21 protein-coding genes, 1 tRNA gene, 1 rRNA gene and 1 pseudogene (1 of these 24 cut by a window edge) are annotated in these 21,095 nt (G+C 51.3%); 6 read left to right on the top strand and 18 right to left on the bottom strand.

The window, feature by feature from the left end; all coding sequences use genetic code 11:
* The 3 genes from QVC96_RS13440 to QVC96_RS13430 all read right to left on the bottom strand — a co-directional run.
* A 16S ribosomal RNA gene (locus QVC96_RS13440) occupies positions 1–1,086 on the bottom strand (it extends 411 nt beyond the left edge of the window).
* Between the two features lie 838 nt (positions 1,087–1,924).
* Positions 1,925–2,248 (bottom strand): hypothetical protein, encoded by a 324-nt coding sequence (locus tag QVC96_RS13435; RefSeq protein ID WP_238025942.1) that lies wholly within the window; start codon positions 2,246–2,248, stop codon positions 1,925–1,927.
* 352 nt (positions 2,249–2,600) lie between these two features.
* Positions 2,601–4,052, bottom strand: a complete 1,452-nt coding sequence (locus tag QVC96_RS13430) for a hypothetical protein (RefSeq protein ID WP_287689529.1) — start codon at positions 4,050–4,052, stop codon at positions 2,601–2,603.
* A gap of 405 nt (positions 4,053–4,457) precedes the next feature.
* Between QVC96_RS13430 and QVC96_RS13425 the strand changes: the two genes are divergently transcribed.
* The 5 genes and pseudogenes from QVC96_RS13425 to QVC96_RS13405 all read left to right on the top strand — a co-directional run bounded on the left by QVC96_RS13425 (position 4,458) and on the right by QVC96_RS13405 (position 6,784).
* Positions 4,458–4,727: a hypothetical protein gene (locus QVC96_RS13425; protein ID WP_287689528.1), complete on the top strand. Its 270-nt coding sequence runs from the start codon at positions 4,458–4,460 to the stop codon at positions 4,725–4,727.
* Between the two features lie 84 nt (positions 4,728–4,811).
* Positions 4,812–5,177, top strand: coding sequence for a PaREP1 family protein (locus tag QVC96_RS13420; RefSeq protein WP_238025945.1), 366 nt, complete (start codon positions 4,812–4,814; stop codon positions 5,175–5,177).
* Positions 5,134–5,289 (top strand): annotated as a pseudogene (locus QVC96_RS13965) (PaREP1 family protein); the annotation flags it as partial. The gene QVC96_RS13420 and the pseudogene QVC96_RS13965, both read left to right, overlap by 44 nt.
* Before the next feature lie 157 nt (positions 5,290–5,446).
* Positions 5,447–5,542, top strand: a tRNA-Leu gene (locus QVC96_RS13410).
* Positions 5,543–5,719: 177 nt separating this feature from the next.
* On the top strand, positions 5,720–6,784 hold the full coding sequence (locus QVC96_RS13405) for a transposase (protein ID WP_287689527.1): 1,065 nt from the start codon (positions 5,720–5,722) through the stop codon (positions 6,782–6,784).
* Positions 6,785–6,914: 130 nt separating this feature from the next.
* On the opposite strand, the gene lysS is transcribed toward QVC96_RS13405, so the two are convergent.
* The 10 genes from lysS to QVC96_RS13355 all read right to left on the bottom strand — a co-directional run bounded on the left by lysS (position 6,915) and on the right by QVC96_RS13355 (position 15,224).
* The gene (gene lysS / locus QVC96_RS13400) at positions 6,915–8,297 is read right to left on the bottom strand and encodes a homocitrate synthase (RefSeq protein ID WP_238025948.1); all 1,383 of its coding nucleotides are present in this window, start codon (positions 8,295–8,297) and stop codon (positions 6,915–6,917) included.
* A gap of 74 nt (positions 8,298–8,371) precedes the next feature.
* A complete protein-coding gene (locus QVC96_RS13395) occupies positions 8,372–8,644 on the bottom strand; it encodes a hypothetical protein (protein WP_238025949.1) in 273 nt (90 codons plus the stop codon).
* A gap of 2 nt (positions 8,645–8,646) precedes the next feature.
* Positions 8,647–9,321, bottom strand: coding sequence for a UMP kinase (gene pyrH, locus QVC96_RS13390; RefSeq protein WP_287689526.1), 675 nt, complete (start codon positions 9,319–9,321; stop codon positions 8,647–8,649).
* A 30-nt stretch (positions 9,322–9,351) separates the two neighbouring features.
* Positions 9,352–9,531, bottom strand: coding sequence for a chromatin protein Cren7 (locus tag QVC96_RS13385; RefSeq protein ID WP_012021704.1), 180 nt, complete (start codon positions 9,529–9,531; stop codon positions 9,352–9,354).
* A 103-nt stretch (positions 9,532–9,634) separates the two neighbouring features.
* Positions 9,635–10,429, bottom strand: a complete 795-nt coding sequence (locus tag QVC96_RS13380) for an SDR family oxidoreductase (protein ID WP_287689525.1) — start codon at positions 10,427–10,429, stop codon at positions 9,635–9,637.
* A gap of 73 nt (positions 10,430–10,502) precedes the next feature.
* Positions 10,503–11,552, bottom strand: a complete 1,050-nt coding sequence (gene agl16, locus QVC96_RS13375; protein WP_287689524.1) for a glycosylation protein Agl16 — start codon at positions 11,550–11,552, stop codon at positions 10,503–10,505.
* Positions 11,553–11,576: 24 nt separating this feature from the next.
* Positions 11,577–12,434: an NAD(P)-dependent oxidoreductase gene (locus QVC96_RS13370; RefSeq protein WP_287689523.1), complete on the bottom strand. Its 858-nt coding sequence runs from the start codon at positions 12,432–12,434 to the stop codon at positions 11,577–11,579.
* 7 nt (positions 12,435–12,441) lie between these two features.
* On the bottom strand, positions 12,442–13,521 hold the full coding sequence (locus QVC96_RS13365; RefSeq protein ID WP_238025954.1) for a pseudouridylate synthase: 1,080 nt from the start codon (positions 13,519–13,521) through the stop codon (positions 12,442–12,444).
* Positions 13,487–14,827 carry a signal recognition particle protein Srp54 gene (locus QVC96_RS13360; protein WP_238025956.1) on the bottom strand — a complete coding sequence of 447 codons (1,341 nt, stop codon included), beginning with the start codon at positions 14,825–14,827 and terminating at the stop codon, positions 13,487–13,489. Before QVC96_RS13360 ends, QVC96_RS13365 begins: the two co-directional genes overlap by 35 nt.
* 1 nt (position 14,828) lies before the next feature.
* Complete coding sequence (locus QVC96_RS13355; RefSeq protein ID WP_238026064.1) at positions 14,829–15,224, bottom strand: translation initiation factor IF-5A; 396 nt, start codon at positions 15,222–15,224, stop codon at positions 14,829–14,831.
* 127 nt (positions 15,225–15,351) lie between these two features.
* Between QVC96_RS13355 and QVC96_RS13350 the strand changes: the two genes are divergently transcribed.
* Entirely contained in the window at positions 15,352–15,522 is a 171-nt protein-coding gene (locus QVC96_RS13350) for a hypothetical protein (protein ID WP_238025958.1), read from the top strand.
* Between the two features lie 44 nt (positions 15,523–15,566).
* Here QVC96_RS13350 and QVC96_RS13345 read toward each other — a convergent pair whose 3' ends face one another.
* The 5 genes from QVC96_RS13345 to QVC96_RS13325 form a co-directional block, all read right to left on the bottom strand.
* A complete protein-coding gene (locus QVC96_RS13345) occupies positions 15,567–16,730 on the bottom strand; it encodes a DNA topoisomerase IV subunit A (protein ID WP_238026065.1) in 1,164 nt (387 codons plus the stop codon).
* Positions 16,724–18,319: a DNA topoisomerase VI subunit B gene (locus QVC96_RS13340; RefSeq protein WP_238025960.1), complete on the bottom strand. Its 1,596-nt coding sequence runs from the start codon at positions 18,317–18,319 to the stop codon at positions 16,724–16,726. The genes QVC96_RS13345 and QVC96_RS13340 overlap by 7 nt, the downstream gene beginning before the upstream one ends.
* 34 nt (positions 18,320–18,353) lie before the next feature.
* The gene (locus QVC96_RS13335; RefSeq protein WP_238025961.1) at positions 18,354–19,286 is read right to left on the bottom strand and encodes a deoxyhypusine synthase; all 933 of its coding nucleotides are present in this window, start codon (positions 19,284–19,286) and stop codon (positions 18,354–18,356) included.
* The gene (locus tag QVC96_RS13330; protein WP_238025962.1) at positions 19,283–20,725 is read right to left on the bottom strand and encodes an RtcB family protein; all 1,443 of its coding nucleotides are present in this window, start codon (positions 20,723–20,725) and stop codon (positions 19,283–19,285) included. The genes QVC96_RS13335 and QVC96_RS13330 overlap by 4 nt, the downstream gene beginning before the upstream one ends.
* 102 nt (positions 20,726–20,827) lie before the next feature.
* Positions 20,828–21,067: a hypothetical protein gene (locus QVC96_RS13325; RefSeq protein WP_287689522.1), complete on the bottom strand. Its 240-nt coding sequence runs from the start codon at positions 21,065–21,067 to the stop codon at positions 20,828–20,830.
* Positions 21,068–21,095: the final 28 nt, after the last annotated feature.

Raw genomic sequence — 21,095 nt, 5'->3', positions numbered from 1 at the left:
TTACCAACTAGAAGTGGGGGTCTCGCTCGTTGCCGGACTTAACCGGACATTTCACAACACGAGCTGGCGACGGCCATGCACCTCCTCTCCGCGAGTCTGGCAAGGTCGTTAGCCTGGCCGTCATCCTGCGGTCTCCCCCGGTGAGATTCCAGGCGTTGACTCCAATTGAGCCGCAGGTTCCACCCCTTGTGGTGCTCCCCCGCCAATTCCTTTAAGTTTCAGCCTTGCGGCCGTACTCCCCAGGCGGCGGGCTTACCAGTTTTCCTGCGGCACCGCGTAGGCACAAAGCCTACGCGACACCTAGCCTGCATCGTTTACAGCCGGGACTACAAGGGTATCTAATCCTTTTTGCTACCCCGGCTTTCGCCCCTCACCGTCGGGCGCGTTCTAGCCGGACGCTTTCGCCACTGGTGGTCCTCCCGGGATCTGAGGATTTCGCCCCTACTCCGGGAGTACCTCCGACCTCTCCCGCCCCCTAGCCTGTAAGTATCACCGCCGTTCCCCGAGTTGAGCCCGGGTCTTTAAACGGTGACTTTACAGGCCGGCTACGGGCGCTTTAAGCCCAATAAACGTCCCGATCACTCGCGGGGCTGGTATTACCGCGGCGGCTGACACCAGTCTTGCCCCCCGCTTATTCCTCCACCTTTCTGGAGTGGAGAAAAGCCCTCTTGCGAGGGCACTAGGGGTAACGCCCTCACGGTTTCCCGCATTGGGGACGTTCCGCGCCTGGTGCGCCCCGTAGGGCCTGGGCCCTTGTCTCAGTGCCCAACTGGGGGCTCCCGCTCCCACGGCCCCTACCCGTTATCGGTTTGGGGGACCTTTACTCCCCCAACAGCCTGATGGGCCGCAGCCCCATCCTTGGGCACCTCTCGACGGGATCAGCCGAGAGGCATTTAGGTAAGGGATCGTTCCAGATTCCCTTACCCGCTCCGGATTAGCCCCAGTTTCCCGGGGTTATCCAGATCCCAAGGGCAGGTTAGCCACGTGTTACTCAGCCGTCCGCCACGCCCTCTTCCCGAGAGCGTACGACTCCCATGGCTTAGCCCTACCCCTATAGCGATCGGGTCCGGCAGGATCAACCGGAATTAGGGCAGCTAACCTTTCACCACCCTCGGTTCCCCTGTCGGAGATGAGAGACCCGGAGTTATTAGCTCCGGGGAACTCAACTCCCCATAAGCGTAACCCCGTGCGGGTGTTTTGCCCGCCGGGGGCATTGCGCAAGATAACTATTATCCTGGAACCTAATATAAAGCTTACGTCCTTATGTGAAGGTGGTTCTGCCTATCCAGTGAGGGAGTTAAGAGTCGATGACCAGTAAGAGAAATCTAAAAAATAGTTTTCGGTGAGAGATGTTACTAAGTGAAAGATAGCGTATAAATTCCGGGCAAGAGAGAAAAGAATTTAGATAGAGAGGGAGAGAGATAAGAAAGTTTATGGAAAATTTCTAGAATAACTTGAGAGTGATGGATGTTTTTTGAATTCCACGAACCAGGGTGTACGCAGGTTGAGGAGAGGGTGGGATGGCAGGTTCCGGGGCGGAGTTAGCTGAGTCTGGATTGGTCTAGAGGGATCTGTCCTGTGGTGTGGATGGGATATGGTGGGTTGAGAGAGTGCAAGTAGGGAGTTGAGGGTTTCCGTGAAGATTGTTGGATGAAGTGTTGCCTGATCCGGATGAGGGACATTGAGTCTGGAGCAGGGTCGTGGATTTGGGGTGGTGAGTGGATAAGACGTTATGAAGGGAGTTTGTGGGTTTTGGGATAGCTTGCATCAAGATGCGTTGGGTGTGGTTACTTTCAGTGCTCAGGATCTCTGGGTGATGCGGTTTCGTCTTATGTGGAGTCGTCACCCAAGATTCCCTAGAGTCTCCGTCGATTTCTCAGGGTGTGGGTTTTCTAAGCCCTGGATATCCCCGGCGAGAAGGATCTCAACTTCTGAGAGCCAGGGGTAGAGATGGAAAGCGAATGAGATCGGGCGGACAACCCTTCCCCGTGACGTGGTAGACTGTACTGAGTGTCCCTGTACTCGGAAAGGAGATGGTGAAAAGGGTGCAAATGAGGTGGTTAAATGAGTTTTGCGAGTAGGCGAGGAGATGACCCTGAGACGGTAAGAGTGTTTTAGACTGGGTGATTTCCCTGTCTTGTGGATGGGGAGTAGCCTCCGGGGGTTCCAGGGATGGGGGAAATCCTTGATAGCACTTTCCTGAAAATCCCTTCAAGTCTATTTTACCTATAATTTCAGTTTTGTCCAATGATCTCCTAGTAAAATTTCACTTTTAAGGTCAATGATATTGCTTATCTATGAATTTTCATTTTCTGCGAACTCTTTTGAAGAATATCTCACTACATCAAAATCCGTAAAGCACTACCTTGAGTGTAAGGGGAGCGTTCTAGGTTGAATTGCAGAAAGGTGATACTCTGGGGGATCCTGATCCAAGGTTTAGTGAGAATAGACTTGCCTGTGAAGGTGGATCTCTCGGTTTGAGGTGTTGTGTTGGAAGTTAGCATAGTGTCGTCAAACTTGCATAAATTCGTCTCATGACGTGGCGACCTCGCATAATTCCTTGAACCTTAAAATATGCTAACATGACGACACTATGGGAGTTAGCAATGTCCGAACCTGTAGCACAGGTAGGCGTCGTGGAGCTCCTGGCCTACCTCGTCCGGGTGGTCCTCGTGTGGGGGTGATCTAATCTCGTTGATTATGGCCTTGGCTATCTCATTCTCCTCCATCTGGAAGAGGGAGCCCATCCAGGACAAGGAGTTGACAAGCTTTTCAGCCAACTCCCTCTCAATTCCCTTGGATGCGAGTATTATCTCTACCCTTATTGCCTTCATGACCGCGTTCAGGGCCTCCATGAAGCTGTCGTAGATGCCGAGCTGGCGGGCGTAACTCTCGAGGTCAGTCATGGACCAGCTCCTGGGGGCCGGGAAGAGAGTGGAGAGGGAGTAGGCGGGCATGGTGGAGTAGGAGCTGGAAGGAGGTAAGGGGAAGCCCATGACGTTAACTCCCTCGCATCCGCCGGTGCACAGTCCGCCAACCAGGACTGGGGAACCGTAGATCAAGGGGTTCTGGGGTATACCCACTAGCCTAGGGTTGGTGAACATCGACTTGATGGTATATACGTCAGCGCTGTCAGGCCCGCAGGGGGTTCCCAGGGCCCCAAGGTTTGTGTAGATCACGGCTGTGGGTACGCCCTCAAGATTCACGTCAGGGAACCCGATTATCCCGGGGAGGAAGAGAGGAGCCTTACCTGAGATGGTGATGATATCCTGCCTCACCTGATTGTTTAGGAAGTACCTGTTCCTGTTGGGAGACTCCTTCACGTAAACCTGCTGGGTAAATCCAAGTGTCTCATTGAAAACGTGCTGAAGTATGTACGGCACGTACGTGGGGATCAATCCCGCCCCTGCCCAGGACAGGTGGTTAAGGGCCTGCTGTATCCCCTCCACCGTCCTATACACCGGGTTCATGTTCATAACACTATCCAGGAACCTCTCCTGCCCTGACAACCTACAGGCCGGGTCGTAGGGTTGCAGGAAGTTCTTCACGTTTCCCTTCACGGGTAACATCATGAGGGGATAATCAACGTTCGCGAGCTTGGCCCCGGTCCCCTTGTTAACGCTGGTCGTGAAGTACGCCCCTCCCTGGGCAACCATGAACCTTTCAGCCCCGTCCAGCCACTCCCTGGCTGCCCCTCCCACGTACACGTAGACGCACTCTTTTCCAGTGCACCTGTCAGTCTTCACCAGGATCCCGTGCCTCACAAAGTTGAACACGTCCGGGGGAGCTTCAGAGGGGGTGGTGGCCCTACCCCTTCTCAGCCCTCCCGGAGACCACCTGGTGGGGGTTATGAGGGCGGGAGTCATCCTGTAGAGCGCGTCGTCAAGGCGATTACTGCAGAAGAAGCTCAGCTGGCTGGCCTCGCACTCCGCCTCGCTCGTGACCAATTCTAGCGTGATCCCTATCCCCAGGACTGCTGCGATCCTCTCGAAGATCTGCTCAAGGGGAATAACCTCAACCTGCTCCTGGTTCAAGATTACAACTTCTCCCATGGATCTCACCAGAACCTATCCTTTTTTATCCCACTCTCCGCTCTGAAATTATTTATCTCTAGATCAAGACTTTCGCAGGACACACTCATCAACAGCAGCTCAGTGCATTGGTGGTTTTGGTTAATTTTTACTTTCCGACGTGGACACCATTCAGAGAGCACTGGGTAAAAACTTACACAAAGTACTGACGCTAGAAGTTCAGCTGGAGCTACCATGTTCCGCGCTCACGTTACACTACACAGCAGAGGGTATGGGCCCCAACAGGTCTCCCGAATCCAGATGGTCTCGTCGACCCACCGATAAGATCTTTCCTGAAGTGCATTGATGTTCGCGAAGCTTTGTGAGCTACCCTGAAGGGCGAGGTTTTCCAGACATTTATAAAAGCCACATATCTAGTTTAGAGCTATGGGCTTTGGCTTCAAGGAGGCCATGGACGCGGTCATGAAGGCAATAAGGGTGCAGGTAGTACTAGTGTCCATGGGAGTGGATGAGGAGTTAGCCAGGAAGATGGTTGACTCCGTGCCGTGGACAGGAGCACTTTTTCGGATGGAGGAGAATGAGATAGCCAAGGCCATAATCAACGAGATTAGATCACCCCCACACGAGGACCACCAGGACGAGGTAGGCCAGGAGCTCCACGACGCCTACCTGTGCTACACGCAGGACCTGTGTTGACGGAATTCTCAAAGCAGATCTGTGCTGTTCAGGCTTGCGACAGGGGAATAACTTGTTAAATATCGGGGGAGATTATCTTAACTCATGATAGTTCAAACCGCGGCTGATGTTTACCTAAGCGAGGCCGATCGTCTCCTGGAGAAAGGGGATGTGGTTCAGGCTAGCGAGAAGTACTATAAGGCAGCGGAGGAGGCAATCAAGCTTCTAGCCGTTTCGAGGAACCTTAGGATAGTTAAGGAAGTGGAAAGAAAGGGGAAATGGAGTCTCGACGATTTACAAGAAGCTGTGAGAGAACTGGAGAAGGAGATTGGGGGAATCGAGGATCTCTGGAAATCCGCTATCTTAATTCTGAGCGCTACTCCTGAACCTTATATTCTTAAAGAGGAGGCTAAGAAAGTGAGAGAGCTTGTCAGAATCTCGGATAAAGCATCTAATACTATCCTGGATTGAGGAGGCTGATCGCTTGTTGGAGAAGGGAGATGCGGTTCAGGCTAGCGAGAAGTACTATAAGGCAGCGGAGGAGGCTGTGAAACTGCTGGCAGTGTCCCGGGGTCTTGAAGATGAAGTTATGCGAAACTCTAGGTCGATACACGAGATTGCGGAGATTCTGGGGTAGTGCGGGACCCCACATGACACGATCACGGGTTGCGGTTCTGCCCAGTTACAGCAAGTCTGGATGCGCAACATATTTTTAACCCTGAAGGACTCCGTATAATAGTGCGGGGATGCCCGAGCTGGTCCAAGGGGGCGGACTCAAGACCGCCAGAGTGATCCGCTGGCGCAGGCCATCCGGGGTTCAAATCCCCGTCCCCGCACGTTGGTGATTCTGGACCTTCTCGAGCTGGTCAGAAGGAAAAATTCATGAAATTGCAGGCCCATACCATAGTTGTCATATTAGCATTTTAAGTTTCAAGGATAGCATTTCCCTGAACTTGACGTCAGTGCCTCGGCCCTTGAAAAGTTTTTTACCTGGGTAATACGGGTTTTGAATAATGAGAAGGGGAAAGTGGCTGAGGAAACTGAAGGAGGCGCTAAGGTGGAGGAGGGATTACCTGAACGCGCTGAGGGATGCGCTAAGGAAGTTCAGGGCTGACGTTGTGAGGAAGCTGCTTCTGGCTGTGATCGCGGAGAGGGGAAGTCTGGCGGGTAGGGCTGAGGCCGTGGGTTTCGACTACGAGAGCGTGCTGGGCAAGCTTGACGAGCTGGCTGACGTTGACCTGCTCCCACCTGTGAAGCTCCTGGTTGGAGATCATCCAGTGCAGGTGGCGGTGGACGATACCTTCGACGAGAAGGCCTACGCCAGGGCCATGCCCGTGTCCAGGAACCTGGCCATGTTCTACTCCAGGGTGAAGGGGGCCTTCATACCCGCCATCCAGCTCCTGGTGGTCACGGTGAGGGACCTGGTCACGGGCGAGGTGTACCTGGTCCACGTAGACGCGTACGTGGCCAGGAAGGTGGCCGAGATGGCCAAGGCCGTGGGACAGGACCTGAATTTCTCCACGAAGGTGGACATGACCCTCCAGGTCCTGGACAGGTTGAGGAGGGAGCTCAACGTACAGGTCATAACCTTCGACTCCTGGTACGTGAACGGGAGGACCCTCCTCTCCGACGTGGTGTCCTCCCTCAAGTCCAGCGCACGGGTCGTCGAGGGTGACAGGTCCGTGCCCGTTGGACTCCTCCCCGAAGGAGAACACCACGTCACGTACCTGGGAGTCCCCGTGAAGTTAGTTGTACTGGACTATAAGGGTTACGGCAGGAGATACCTCTTCTCCACCGACCTCTCCATGTCCCCTGAGGAGATACTCACGGCATGGGAGAACAGGTGGGACGTGGAGGTGGTGATAAGGGAACTGAAGGCTCTGGGCCTGGAGAATGGTTCGTTCAGGACGTGGAGTAAGAACCTTGGTTACGTCAAGCTCATCTCGATCACGTTGAACTTCCTCCTCTCCCTGAGATACGTCCTTGGGGAGAGCCTGGGAGTCGTACGGCTCTCCCGCCTGCTTAAAACTCTTTACCTCGAGGTTGGTGATGTCAAGAAACTGTTCAGTCTAAGGTAAGTTCCGAAAAGTGCTATCAAGGAATTCAATGAGAAGTCGCAAAGCGATAAAACAGAATGTAAGCTTAACGACACTGTAGCAACACAACAAGCGAAGGTTTTGCCTGGAGGTGGTTCAAGCCCAGGGTCAACTACATTTTCTTGAGCACCAGGGATGTCAGCGTTGACTCCACTCCCTTCACTGACCTTATGCTCTCCACAATGTTGTTGAGCTCAGCCGAATCCCTGGCCTCCACCCTGACCACTATGTCGTAATCACCTGAGATCTCCATTACCTCCTTAACCCCCGGGATCACGGCCAGCCTCCTGGTCACGGATGTGGTGTAAACGTTTGAGCCACACTTCACTGAGACCACGGCCTCTATCCTCTCAGGGGGTCTGGGTTTCAGCACCTTCCCGGTCACCTCCTCAGCTATCTCCAGGAGGTCCACGTCCCTGAAGTACCTGGTTCCCTCGCTGGACTTGATCTTTGCGAGGACCTGTTCCATCTCCCTGTCGTCCAGTTTCACCCCCAGTCTTTCAAACCTGTCCTTGAGTGCGTGCTTCCCCGTGTACTTGTCTATGACGTAGTCCCTGGACCTGCCAAAGACCTCAGGCGGCATGAACTCGTAGGTTCTGGGATCGCTCAATATTCCGGCCACGTGAACTCCTGCCTTATGTACGAAGGCGTAATCTCCCGTGATTGGTGTGTTGGGGGGCATAGGTATTCCGCTGTACTTCTCCACAAGGGAGGCAACAGACGACAGCTTGTCCAGCCTCACCACGTCCACGTTAAAGTGATACTTCAGTGCAGCTGCCACGGTCTGGAGAGGCACTATCCCAACCCTCTCTCCGAGACCGTTCACCGTGGCGTGGATTATGGTTGCCCCGCCCTCAACGGCTGCCAGGGCGTTGGCTACAGCCATTCCAAGGTCGTTGTGGGCGTGGATATCGAACTCAACTCCAGGCACCTCCCTCACGAGGTAGGAGAATAGTTCCCTGGTCTTGGTGGGATAGAGGATTCCCACCGTGTCTGCTATGCTCACCCTGTCAGCTCCAGCATCCCTCGCCGTCTTCGCCACCTTAACTAGATAATCCAGGTCGGTCCTGGTCGCGTCCTCGGCGGTGAACCTGACCTTAACCCCGTGCGATCTGGCGTATTGAACCACGTCCGCAATGATGTTGAGTGCCTCCTCCCTTGTGGTCCTGGTCTTGGCCTTGAGATGAATGTCACTGACCCCGTAGAAGATGGCTATCCTGTCAACTTCCAGTTCGCTGGCTACCTCCACATCCCTCTTCACTGCCCTGCTGTGGCCTAGGATTTCTGAGGTTATTTCCCCCTCCCTCTTGAGCTTCACAATCCTCTTTATTCCCTCGTAAATGTCCGGTGAAACCGCCGGGTGACCGGCCTCGATCATGGAAACTCCCAGGTCTGACAAGGCCTTGGCTATCTCAACCCTCTGTTCCGTGGTGAACACAACTCCGGGAGTCTGTTCGCCTTCCCTCAAAGTAGAGTCCAGTATACCTACTTTCATCTATCGCACCTAGAAGTTCTAGATCGGTAAGAAACTTATTAATATCTACGTAAAAGACCAGTGAAAAGTTCGAACTAAGATAGGGAGTTTAATATGAGTTCTTTAACGCTTTCTATCCCCATCTTGGGGGAATACTTCTCGAGGATTGCCCCGATCAGGTTGTAGAGGGGCCTGTTCCTTGTGATGGACTCCACGTGGTTGGCGTACACGAAGATGAGGGCAGTCTTGATCGCGTTCTTCCTGCTCTCCATTTCCACCTCGGAGAGTATTGCCTCCACTTCTTTGGGGTTTACCTTGGATTTGTACTTTCTGAGCTCCACGAACTCCTCTTGATCCAGGACTGACATGGTTACACCGGCTCAACTATACTAGCAGTTTCTTCTCCCTTAATAATTCTTGCAAGCTTCCCTATCTTGTCAACGCTTGTCACTATCACCCTGATCCTGGACCTCTCCACGATCTTCATGGCCATGGGATCCAGAAGCTCGTATGTCCCCGCCTTGACGGACTGAGTGGACTCCAGGATGGATCTCAACTGGGTTGTGGTGACCCGGGGGAGGAACCTGGCGTTGGGGTTCTTCTTGGGATCGCTGTCAAACACCCCCTCCACCGTGGTGACCATGATCAGATAGTCAGCCGAAATTGCCTCCGCCACCAGGGCTGAGACAGCAGCGGTGGATTGTCCAGGCTGAAATCCTCCAACCACCACCACCTTTCCGTGACCCCAGTACTCCAGGAACTGTTCCAGGCTCTCCGGAATCCTGGCGTAGGCCAGGTCGGGCATGGACATGGCCATGAGGAACGCGTTGAGCCTGGCCACCCAGATTCCAAGGAGGTCGAGGCTTGCCTCGTTCAGGTTAAGGGACCTGCCCAGAGAGATGTATCTCCTCGCGGTGGCCCCTCCTCCCGTCACCAGGGCCACGCGATGACCCTCCTGCACAAGGGACCTGATGGATGACGAGAGTTGGCTCTTGTCTCCTTCAGCATCAAAAAACTTCCCTGTTACCTTGACTACCAGTTTCATCAGGGAAGAATCGGGATCTCAATAAAAAGTTTAAACTGGATAGTCGTCGGGTAGCTTGTGCCTGAAGTACTTCCCCGACTCGGGGTCCTTGAACAGGCCTATCTTGACTCCTTTCCTGCCCTTAGGGGCTAGGGTCCATGCCTTTTCTGGGGCTAGCTCAGCTTCCTTTCCTCCAGGCGTCTTGATCTTGACTGCCTTCTTGTATGTCATGTTCATCAATTTAATGTTGTAGGACTCATATTATAAACCTTTCCATGAGTATCGCAATTGATAATACCATGAGTTTATCAATGACTGACATTGAAGGACTGCCTTAAACTGCGGAACTGGTTCCTCCATCTACTAGGATTCCTGTGCCTGTGATGTAGCTACCCATATCGCTTGAGAGGAAGAGGAGGAGAGAACCGAGGTCCCTCTTCACGTCACCTATCCTGCCAACTGAGATGGGGTCCAGAACTCTCTCCTTCCAAACTTGATCGAAGGGAAGGCCCTTGGATTCGGCGTATCGGGAAAGGGTCCTTCTGGCCCCCTCGGTGGGAAAGCTCCCCATGAGGATGGTATTCACTGTGATGCCATGTTTCCCGTAATCCCTGGAGAGTATCTTGGTGAGCTGGAGGAGGGGTGAACGGGAAACGTCTGCAAGGACTAGAATGCTCTGGGGTTCCCTCACGGTCCAGGAGGAGAGAAAGAAGATCCTGCCCCATCCTCTGGAGACCATGTTGGGGATGACAAGTTTGGTGAGCGAGACTGCGCTGAGCAGATATAACCTAATTGCATGCTCCCAGTCTTGGATCTCGGTGCCTGAAAAGGTGACTGGCTCCCTGGGTGGATTTCCAGAGTTCACCACCAGGATGTCGATTCCTCCCATCACGTGGAGGGCGTATGAGACCAGGGAGTTCAGCGAGTCCAGATTGGTCATGTCTGATTGGGTGCCGTAAACTGCTGGGTTAATTCTCCTCAGGTGGTGCAGGGCGCTCTCCAGCTTCTCTCTGGATCTGGAGGTGATTGTGACGATTGCACCGTTGGAGGCGAAGGTCTCTGCAACTCCCCTGCCTATTCCCTCCGTGGATGAGGTAACAAGGACTCTTTTTCCCTGAACAGGAAACATCGGGTAAAGAGAGAGGGGAGACGTTAAAAATGTTGGGAAATGAGAGATGCGATTTGCAACTGGGAAACACGAGTTAGGTAAGGCTCTTGTAAAGCTCGAGAACCTTAAGGGACACTTCTCTCCATCTCCAGTTCTTGGAGATTTCCCTGTTTCTTTCTCCTATCTCTTTCCTCAGGTTTGGGTCCCTTAGGGACTCTACTGCCTGTTTCAGTTGCTCACAGTTGGAGACCACAAACCCATTAACGCGATCCTTGACTAAAGTGGGAAGAACCTTTGCCCTATCGCCAACAATAACTGGAACTCCCCTAACCATGGCCTCCTTAACCACTAATGGATCCGCCTCGACTTCCGACGTTAAGATGAGCGCAAGAGAACCATCAATCAAGGCGTATTTTTCCTCGTCCGTCACCTGTCCTAGATACTTTACCTTGTTTTCTAGTCCTAATTCCTTTACAGTCCTCATCAGAAGTTCAAAATATTCCCGATCTCTCACCTGTCCCGCCAGCACTAACTTAATGTCCATATTCTCGACGCATTTAACGGCAAATAGTTGGCCCTTTTCGGGACTAATTCTAGCCAAATAGAATAAATAGTCATGTGTTCCTTCCCTTGCTGGGTAGTCAAATACCTTATCTTCTACGCCGTTTGGTATGGTTACAATCTTGCTTCCTTGGAAACCTTTTCTTATCATCTCTTCCTTTTCCCACTCGCTTACTGCGATTATGCGGTGAAGTCTATTTCCCATGTACCTCTGTAACGTATCTAAAATGAGTCCCCTATTTACCACAAAAATGTCGTGTGGAGTTATGACCATGGGAATATCGTAAAATCTTGACTCAAATAAGGTAAACCAAAAGGTGTAAAGGTTCCAGGGACTAAATTTTCTTCCTAGGTTATGAAAATGGAGTAAATCGGGTTCCTTACTAAATCTCCATGTCCTGGGATGCCTTATCACCTTTATCCCGTCTATAACCTCGAGCGGTTTGAGAACACCCTTTTCCTCGTAAGTATCCCTGGTAGTATGTACTTCAACGCCAACCGAAAGCTTAACCAGTTCCTTGCTCAGATTATAAACGTGGACTTCTGTTCCTCCTCTAACAGGAAGAAAAAGAGGTGTGATCATCCATGTCTTTATGACGAAACACCCCTATTTTTTCATGAAGACCTCCAGTACCGAGATGTAGTCGTCCTCCGAGAAGCCCCAGGACTCCGCCATCCTGTAGAGCTGGAGGGCGAGGGAGGACATCGGGGTGATTATTCTCAGCCTCTGAGCCTCCCTATCTATTATCTCAAGGTCCTTTCTCATATGTTTGGTGGCGAATTGGGTCGAGTAGTCCCTGGAGGCCATCTTTCCGGCCTTGATCTCGGATGTGGGAGATCTGGCACTGCTGTACTTGGCGAGGAATTCAGCCACAAGCTTGGGATCCAGTCCGCTCTTGACTCCCAGGTTGAATGCCTCGGCCATAGAGGCCACGTAGGCACCTATGAGCAAGTTGTTAACCAGTTTAGCGTATAGGCCCATTCCGTTCTTACCCATGTATAGCACGGTGGAAGCGGTGTGGGAGAGAAGGTCCCGTATCTCTGGGAATCCATCCTCTGGTCCCCCTACCAGTACCGTTAACCTCTTCTGTTCCACCATGACAGAAGTACCCACCACGGGAGCGTCGTACATCCTTCCTCCGGCGTTGAATACCTGTGTTGCTAACTCCATGCTAAGTGAGGGAGAGATGGTGGACATGTCTACCAAAGTTTTACCCCTGACCACAGGGAGGATTTCCGATATCACTTCCTTGACCGCCATGTCGTCAGATAGCATGAGGATTATCACGTCTGACTCCTGAGCCAACTCTCTGACATTCTTGGCTATCTTCACCTGATATTTCTTGGAGAACTCCTCCGCCTTGGAGGTAGTCCTGTTATACACCACGTCCAGCTTGCCTGCATTTCTTAAGTTGACAGCTATTCTCCAACCCATTACTCCTAATCCGGCTAACCCCACGCGCATAACTTAGTTACTCCGTCTTGGTTAAAAGAGCTCTTATTCTTCTATGCTTTCCCTCTGTGCGAATCAGATCCACAGAGATGATCTCCACGTTCATCTCCTTGATCTTTTCCATGAGCTCGTCGAAATTCCTTGCCTCGACTAGCATGTCCTGTATGCCGTCATATATCTCGTGCCCCTTCTTTTCAGTGGAGTAGAAGATCACCCTGTAGGTCCTGGATAGGGGCTTGTTTTCCACGAGCAGATTGAACTCGCTCTTGCCAAGTGAGGAAACCTTAACAAGGGAGTAGCCCATGACCTCCTTTCTCTCCTCATGATAGTCCTCTATTATCAGGGGGTAGGGTTCAAGTATGCGCACATCTGAGGGCTCGGTGAAGGGTATAATAATCTTGTTTCCTATCTCCCTATCCAGCGAATCTCCTCCCCTGGAATACCAGGACGATATGGGGACTCCCCTTGAGAGCCTAGTGTAGAGATAAAGTACCTTCTGGTTCTTCCTTATCACCTCAACGCTCCTGGTATCCAAGTCGTACACCAGTTCTCCCTCAGGATTGTCCATGTCTGGCTCAAAACCAAGCTGAGATAGTTTCTTCCCCACTTCCCTCCTGATCTCAGCCTTCATGCTCTCGTAATACATCAGGCCATTGCCAACGGCGAAGTTGGTCTCCAGTTCCTGCATTCTGGGGGAGAGCCTGACACCTAGCACGTACCTCATGGGAGAGGTTCTCAGGATGGAAAGGGCCTTTGCCACGAAGTCCTCCTTCACCTGTGCCAAGACGTCATTGCAGAGGTAACAGGCTCTCCTCTGAAAGCCCTTTCCAAAATAGTGGGAAAAGAGCGATTCACCTGCTCCCCCCATGTTGAAGAGTACTTCCCTTATCCCCTCCAGGTCGGGGAGTTGATGCTCCTTGATCTTCCTATCAATTTCCAGGATCAGGGAGAGCTTTATGGATCTACCCCTTTCGCTGTTGAGATGACCGTAACCGAGCTTCGCGAAGCATCTGCCCAGACAGGAGTCACAGAGTGGATACCTTTCCAGTAGGGATAGGGCCTGCTCAGCCACCCAGCTGGCCGAAGAGTTTTTCCACATCCTTCTTCCTTCTCTTGAGCATCTTAAGAGTTCTCTGCACCGTATTGAAGTGTTCTATGAGTTCCCTGACCTCCTCCACTTCCGTTCCAGATCCCATGGCTATCCTCCTCATCCTTTGCTTATCAATTATTGAGGGGTTGTCCAGCTCCTGATAGGTCATTGAATTCATGATGGAGAGCCACCTTTGCATTTTCTGCTCTCCCACCTTAACCTGATCTTCAGGGATGTCTCCCATCATGTTCATACCGGGTATAAGTTGAAGGATCTTGGAGAGTGGACCCATCTTCCTCACAGCCACTATCTGCTTGTACATGTCCCTGAGGGTGAGCTTAGACTTACCTGTAATGACTTCCTCCATCTTCTTCTGTATTCCCTCATAATCCTCCATGGCCTTCATTTTCTCAATGATGGCCTCAAGGTCTCCCATTCCCAGAATCCTTGCAACAAATCTCCTTGGGTTGAATACCTCCAGCTCATCTATTTTCTCGCCCACTCCAATGAACTTGATGGGAGCTCCAGTGGCTGCCACTGCTGAAAGAGCACCCCCGCCCTTTGCGGTACCGTCCATCTTGGTAATGATAATGGAACCCACGTTACTGGCCTCGTGGAACCTCTTGGCCAGATCGTAGGCCTTCTGGCCCAGAGAGGCGTCTATAACCAGGATTACCTCGTTGGGCTTGATCTTTTCGTATATATCCTTCATCTCTTCCAGGAGTTTAACCTCCTCACCGTATCCGTGTCTGCCCGCGGTGTCCACAATCACAAGCTCATATCTCTCTGAGAGGAACTTCTCCACTCCCCTCTTTGCTATTCCCACGGCGTCCTGGCTCCCTGGCTCTCCGTAAACTGGTACGTTTATCTGTTTCCCTATCTGTTGCAATTGTTCCAGAGCTGCGGGCCTGTAGACGTCTGCTCCAACAAGGGCTACCCTGTAACCTCTCCTTCTGTAGAAGTACGCAAGCTTTCCCGCCGTTGTGGTCTTCCCGGTGCCCTGAACGCCCACCAGCATGATGACCCACGGGATCGACTTTGGATTGACCTCTGGCTCCTTGTCCCCTCCAAACAGGGCTGAAAGCTCGTCATAAACTATCTTGATGAACCACTCCCTTCTCTCAAGATTGGAGGGAGGAGTCTCCTTCTTGAGCCTATCCTTAATCTTGCTGGTGAGGGAGAAAACAAGTTTAACCTGCACATCTGACGAAATAAGGGCTTTCTGAATATCCTTAATGAACTCCTCCACAGCTACTTCGTAGGAAGCGTTACCTCCCAAAAATTTCCTTACAGCGTCCCTTATTCCGTCCAACAAGTTACTTTACCCTGACTATCTTTTTCCTTCCCATCACTTCCCAGTACTCCACCTCTGCATCCTTCTTTATCTTGCTGGCCACATCCTCCTCTGTGGGCATATCTATCTCGAAGGTTTCGTAGGTCTCAAGATCCATTATCTGAACCTTGTCACCAACGTTGGAGATCACCTGCCCCATGCGCTTCTCTATGATGGGAACCTCTACCGTGGAGTCCACTGGAGCCATGAGAGTCTTCTTGGCCCCGGTGAAGATGCTGACTGCCACAATGTTGGCCTTGGCACTCCCGTGTTTTCCGGTCTTGGCCTTGGTAACCTCTACCACTCTGCAGGGCTCGCCATCTATAACTATGTAGCTACCTTCTTTCATTTCACCAACTGTGGAGTAATTTATCCCCATTATTATCCAGTTCACCACTTCTACACTAGGCTTAAAACTCTTGCTCTGAGCTTTGGCCCTTCATCATGGATCAGACTAGATTCCTCTTCACAGCAGATTTATTTTGAACCCACGTCCCTAAATAAGTATGCCTTGGAAAATTAGATGTACGGAGTGCGGTTCGGAGCTGTTACTCAACGTAAGTTTTGACATAAGTAAGCAGAAATCAATTTACCATTACTGCAAGGTGTGCAAGAAGAACACTTTTAATGAGATACTTGGCTATTTAGAGGTGGATGAGGAGCCCAATTCAGTTTGATCGATGAAATAACCTGTCTCGTCTGACCATTTCAAACCTTGGTCTTACCCTATGAAGTCCTTGGTCTGAATCTTCTCAGGAATATACTGGAAGGCGAGGAACTTGAGACCCTTACTGGCCATGGCCTCTATTTCCAGCTTGGCCTTCTTCTGTAGGAACATGTTTATCTCCTCCTCCCAGCTCTTGGTCTTGAACCAGCTGTAGTTCTTTATTTCCAGGGCCCTCTTTATGTCGGTTTCCTTGGCCTTTATTATGAAGCTGGACCTCTCCCTCTCACTGAGATAGGCTTTCTTCTTGGGTGTCCCAAAGATGTCCCCCATTGACACCCCTAGGAACTTGGCGTCCGGCGTGGCGAGCCTCTCGCTCTCATAGGAAAGTGAGATTGATCCTATCCTGAAGACGCTGTAGATGTACCATCCATAGGGATCGGCGTCTGTCAGGATGTACACTGGTAGCTTCAACTCCTCGTTAAGCCTCCTGAGGAATCTCCTTGTTGCCCTGTCTGGCTGTCCGGCACTGGTGATCAAGATGCACTTATACTTTCTCCAGAAGCCGGCCCTATGCAGCTGTTGAAACACTGCATCCTTCTCCACCACAAGGACGTAATCAGCGTTAACCTCGACGAAGTCTATCAGGTCTGGGGTGGGCTCTATGGAGTAGGCCCCATGCCCCATCTTGCTCAGATCTATTATGTCGTTACCGCTCCTCAGTCTCATGTCTCCAACCACTTTCCCCTTCTCCTTGCTCAGGATCAGCATTTCCTCCCTGAGGAGTGAGGTGAAGACCTCGATGTCTATTATCACGCTGTCCGATTCCTTCTGTTCATCCCAGGTGTTCTCCTCATGCGTCTTTCCCTTGGGATCCCTGAGAATTATGGAGTGCTTCCCCCTGTAATAGAGGTCACGGATGGTTGGATACTCGTCGTTGACGAGGGCGTCATAAATGATACTTCCCATGAGAACTGTCTGCATGAACCTTCTTGCCTCGTTCATGTCCAGAAAGCTTCTCTTCATTTTCTCCTCTCCCAGGAGGAGGAGTTTCCTCTTTTCGTCATATACTGTATTAGCTAGGGTTCGCTTGGGAATTTCCATGACCAGGGGTTCTCCCCTATTTAGCTGATCCAAGAGAGTGAGGAAGTTCTTCTTTAAGGTCTCGGCTGCCCTGCTCCTTGCCTCCTTGTCCACCTTAGATACGAACTCGCTCATAATGTCTCAACCCTGTACGACTTAAATAATTCCAAATCTTTGTCCTTAATATTAAGCTTAGTCACCACAAGGTCAATCATCTTATTCTGTATCTCCTCCTGGACCTTGGGGGCTAACTCCTTCTTTCCATCAGTCACGAAGATGGAAAGGGATCTGGCCAACTCAGGTATGTACTTCAGATAGGTTAGAAGCCTCTTCCTAGCCTCTTCCTCCTTCCGTTTCTCCGTCATGAAGGTCTTAAGAGATCTGGAGGCCTCCATTATTCCGTTCCTGATCTCCTTCTCTATTTCCTCCACATCAGCTATGCTCTCCTTTCCTGCGCTCTTATAGGGTACCTTTGTACTGCAGAGATGAACCATGACGACCAGGGGAAGTTGTTCATCCTCTATTCCGTACCTCTTCCAGTCAATCTCTTCAACTACTTTCCATACCACGTCAGATTTCTCGTCATATATGAGGGGGATCTTGTTGGCATACCTCAGGACCGTGGGTTCCTCGGAGGGCTGTATATCCCCACCGTAAGCCAAGCCAACCTCAACTATGAAGGGGTGACCCTGATAGGCCTTGGGTCTCCTGGTCACCGCGCCCACATATTCCGGGTTAAAGGTCTGCTTCAATCCCAGTTCGATCAGGTCAGCCCCAATGGTGGAAAGAGCCTCAGGTGAAGGGGGCCTGAAGTCGGGGAAGTTTTTCATGGCATCTACTAGCTTGGAGAGCTGATCGTCAGTGAGCTTCTGGACCTTCTTCTCAGGATCCAGGCCAGCCATCTCAATTACGCTTAGGGCCGTTTTTTCCCCAACACTCTGGAACTCCTTCACCAGGAAATCCTTCACCGTTGTGTCCTCCTTCTGCCTGGAGATCATGTTCTTGAGTAACTCTATATCCACACCGTAAGGATGGGGTTTTACCTCCTTGGGAGGGGTAGGCATTTTGTTGGTGAGCCTGGGATACAGGGTAACGTTACCCTCAGGGTCCTTAAAGTAGAATTCAGCATAAGGGGTAATGATGTAGGTCCTCTTTATGTACTCGTATACTCTGCTTTTGGCCCTCATCCAGTCTCCAAGGATATACATGGACACCGAGGTACCGTGATAACCGGTATCGTTGTTGACCGATCCCCTCTCATATATGATGGGTTCGTTTTTCGTGACGTCTATCTTCAGCTTAAAACTGTAAATCCTTTTGGAGTTAACTGGCGCGGTGGTTATCTCAATAGGTTTGTCTTGGTACATCTGGCTATAGAGTACTGCTGCCTTAACTCCAAGCCCGTACATTCCCCTTGTCTGTCTGAGAACATACTTCGAGCTGTAAAGTACCCTTCCAAATGCGTCTGGAACCACGTGTGGAGGGATACCTATTCCGTTATCCTCCACGGTGAGCCTGTAAATCTCCTTTTCCTGACTGGTCCTCTCGATCACGACCTTAATTGAGGGAAGAATCTCGTGGACGTCCGTGGCATCAAGTGCGTTCTCCACTAACTCCCTGAGGGCTTGATACATGGCCCTGGCTGGATTGGAGAAGCCTGCCAGTTCCGGGTTTCTCTTAAAGAACTCCGCCGGCGAGATACTAGTAAATTTCTCTTTAGCTGACACTTAAATCACCATGATAGACATATTATTATGCGACTTAGCTTATTAAGGATGTGGCCAAGAGCGGGAGGGCTAGGGTGGCGTCAGCGTAGATGACAGCCTGCTCCGCGTTTTCCCTTATCTTATTCCAGGAGATTGCCTCCCTGGGCCTAGCTCCGCTGAGGCTTCCATCAAATTCCTGGGCGGTGGTGAGGTAAACCGCGTAATCCAGTCCATCCCTGAATTGGTTCCACCATATGGTGTGATGCTTGCTGATACCACCACCTATGAGAAGTGCTCCGGCCATCTTGCTGGAGAACACCCTATCCTTGATGAGCCTCATGTCCTCAAAGAGGTTTATTCTCAGTCCTGTGAACTGGGACTGAATGAACAGGTTGGTTCCGAAGCTTCCGTCCACAATACCTGGGACAATTATGGGGGTTTTGGTGTCGTAGGCTGCCCTTAAGATGGAATGTTTATCCTCTATCCTCTTGCCAAATTCCCACAGGAGCTCATAGACGGGCCACTCCTTCTTCTCCTTAACCAGGGGAGGAACGATCCTGTTTACAGCGTCCTCTACCACCCCTCCGTAGTCCTCAAAGGGAATGAGTATATTTCCCAGTCTGTGCACGTTTATTCTTCTTAGCTCCTCATCGCTGAACTCGAACGATCCCTTATAGTACTTTCCTCCAAAACTTCGGGCAATGTCATGGTCCACTGTTCCACCAGTTGTAACAACCATGTTAAAGTATCCCCTCCTGATCATGTCTGCAAGGAGACCCCTCAGTCCTGTGGACACAAGGTTAGCTGTGAAGGAAATGAACCTGAGATCACACTCGGAAACTATCCTTTTGAGGATCCTAGATCCCCTGTAAAGGCTCTCTGCGCTGAATCCGTAAATCTTGTTGTAGACCTCAAGGAGGTTGGACCCCTTAAGCTCGTCGAGAGTGACGTCCTGGACTTCCTCCACCAAGATGTCCTCTCTTTTCAACCCTTGGTCACTCCTATTGGTCTAAGTCTCATGACCAGCTTGGCTATCTTAACCTCGTGAGCCACCCTTGCGACTCTGTCCACGTCCTTATATGCTCCTGGAGCCTCCTCAGCTATTACCCTGCGTGTGGCAGCCCTGACTATTATTCCCCTCTCCTCCAGGGATCCCACAACGGAATTTGCAGGATAGTTCCTTACTGCTGCCTCCCTAGACATCCACCTCCCCGCTCCGTGTGGGGCAGTGAACCAAGTCCTCCTCCCCTCAGGTATACCGGCCATCACGTAACTGGCAGTTCCCATGCTTCCAGGGATCAGGACCACCTGTCCTATATCCCTGTGTTCCTGCGGAATTTCTGGGCTACCCGGTGGAAAGGCTCTGGTCGCGCCCTTCCTGTGAACCAGAACCTTCTTCCTCCTACCTCCTATGTCGTACTCCTCTATCTTGGCTATGTTATGTGCTACGTCATACACGATGTGCAGGTCCAGCTTTTCTGGATCGACCTTGAAGACCCTTCCGAAACTCTCCCTCACCCAGTTGGTGATCAGCTGCCTGTTGCTCCAAGCGAAGTTCGCCCCTGCGACCATTGCCCTAAAGTAGTCCTGTCCCTCCCTGCTGTTGAAGGGAATTGCCGCGAGTTCCCTATCGGGTACCTCTATTCCGTACTTCTTCATGGCCCTCTCCATTATCTGGAGATAGTCGCTGGCTATCTGATGTCCCAAACCCCTGGATCCCGTGTGAATCATAACAGTAACCTGTCCCTCCCTAGTTATCCCCAGGGCTCTTGCTATCCTCTCGTCGTATATCTTGTCAACCACTTGGACCTCAAGGAAGTGATTTCCTGCACCCAGAGTTCCCAGCTGCGCTGCTCCCCTCTGTTTCGCCACTTGGCTAACCTTACTTGGGTCGGCCAGTTCCCAGCTACCCTTCTGCTCAATGTTATTCGTATCCTCGTTCCATCCGTAACCCTTATCCACTGCCCACCTAACGCCTTCCTGGAGCAGGTTATCCAACTCCTGCTGTGTGAGCTTTATCCTACCTTCGCTTCCAACCCCGCTGGGCACGCTTCTGTGAAGTTCCTCCACTACATCAACCAGTTTCGGTTTAATGTCGGAGTAATCGAGGTTGGTCCTCAACAGTCTGACTCCGCAGTTTATATCATAACCTATGCCTCCAGGACTGACTACTCCTTCCTCCTCTATTGAGGTTGCAGCTATTCCCCCTATGGGAAAACCGTATCCCTGATGTCCATCAGGAAGCACGAAAACTGATTCCTGGACTCCTGGTAGACAGGCCACATTGGTTGCCTGCCTCAGTGTCATGTCCTGCTTCATTTTCTCGATGAGCACGTCATCTGCAAAGACTGTGGCTGGCACTTTCATGCAACCATTCCTTTCTATCCTCCACTCAAAGGAGTCCACACGCTTTAGAGAAATATCCATGGAAGATTCAAATCATGTCAATCCTTTTTAAGTAATAAAACTGTTCTCATCACGCTGATGAGTGTGGCGGACCCTGAATCGTGATGAACAAAACTACGCTGATCAAATCCTCTTTTCCGCCCTCTTCTTCATCTCCTCCAGTGCCTCCTGGTGTTTTTCGTAGATTTCCCTAAGTGGAGATGAAACGCAGTCCTCGGGCACTGAAAACACCAGTTCCCTCAGGAAAGAGTACGCGCAGGCCTTACTGTGAAATTCCAGAGTTCTTCCTGCCAGCGACATAATTATTCCTTGTCCTTCAGGGAAAGGCCTACCGCATGTGACACAAACATGGGATTGTGACATATTGACGAGGATAGATTTTATATTTTTA

It is taken from the genome of Metallosphaera javensis (ex Sakai et al. 2022), from assembly GCA_021654415.1.
In the GTDB taxonomy this organism is placed as follows: Archaea; Thermoproteota; Thermoprotei_A; order Sulfolobales; family Sulfolobaceae; genus Metallosphaera; species Metallosphaera javensis.
The sequence above is the reverse complement of the archived record's forward strand: the minus strand, read 5'-3'. Positions and strand labels throughout refer to the sequence as shown.

Bases quoted from the DNA above. Each gene is read 5' to 3' on its own strand.
- QVC96_RS13430 (WP_287689529.1), bottom strand. From the start codon at position 4,052: ATGGGAGAAGTTGTAATCTTGAACCAGGAGCAGGTTGAGGTTATTCCC.
- QVC96_RS13425 (WP_287689528.1), top strand. From the start codon at position 4,458: ATGGGCTTTGGCTTCAAGGAGGCCATGGACGCGGTCATGAAGGCAATA.
- QVC96_RS13420 (WP_238025945.1), top strand. From the start codon at position 4,812: ATGATAGTTCAAACCGCGGCTGATGTTTACCTAAGCGAGGCCGATCGT.
- QVC96_RS13405 (WP_287689527.1), top strand. From the start codon at position 5,720: ATGAGAAGGGGAAAGTGGCTGAGGAAACTGAAGGAGGCGCTAAGGTGG.
- lysS (WP_238025948.1), bottom strand. From the start codon at position 8,297: ATGAAAGTAGGTATACTGGACTCTACTTTGAGGGAAGGCGAACAGACT.
- QVC96_RS13395 (WP_238025949.1), bottom strand. From the start codon at position 8,644: ATGTCAGTCCTGGATCAAGAGGAGTTCGTGGAGCTCAGAAAGTACAAA.
- pyrH (WP_287689526.1), bottom strand. From the start codon at position 9,321: ATGAAACTGGTAGTCAAGGTAACAGGGAAGTTTTTTGATGCTGAAGGA.
- QVC96_RS13385 (WP_012021704.1), bottom strand. From the start codon at position 9,531: ATGACATACAAGAAGGCAGTCAAGATCAAGACGCCTGGAGGAAAGGAA.
- QVC96_RS13380 (WP_287689525.1), bottom strand. From the start codon at position 10,429: ATGTTTCCTGTTCAGGGAAAAAGAGTCCTTGTTACCTCATCCACGGAG.
- agl16 (WP_287689524.1), bottom strand. From the start codon at position 11,552: ATGATCACACCTCTTTTTCTTCCTGTTAGAGGAGGAACAGAAGTCCAC.
- QVC96_RS13370 (WP_287689523.1), bottom strand. From the start codon at position 12,434: ATGCGCGTGGGGTTAGCCGGATTAGGAGTAATGGGTTGGAGAATAGCT.
- QVC96_RS13365 (WP_238025954.1), bottom strand. From the start codon at position 13,521: ATGTGGAAAAACTCTTCGGCCAGCTGGGTGGCTGAGCAGGCCCTATCC.
- QVC96_RS13355 (WP_238026064.1), bottom strand. From the start codon at position 15,224: ATGGGGATAAATTACTCCACAGTTGGTGAAATGAAAGAAGGTAGCTAC.
- QVC96_RS13350 (WP_238025958.1), top strand. From the start codon at position 15,352: ATGCCTTGGAAAATTAGATGTACGGAGTGCGGTTCGGAGCTGTTACTC.
- QVC96_RS13330 (WP_238025962.1), bottom strand. From the start codon at position 20,725: ATGGATATTTCTCTAAAGCGTGTGGACTCCTTTGAGTGGAGGATAGAA.
- QVC96_RS13325 (WP_287689522.1), bottom strand. From the start codon at position 21,067: ATGTCACAATCCCATGTTTGTGTCACATGCGGTAGGCCTTTCCCTGAA.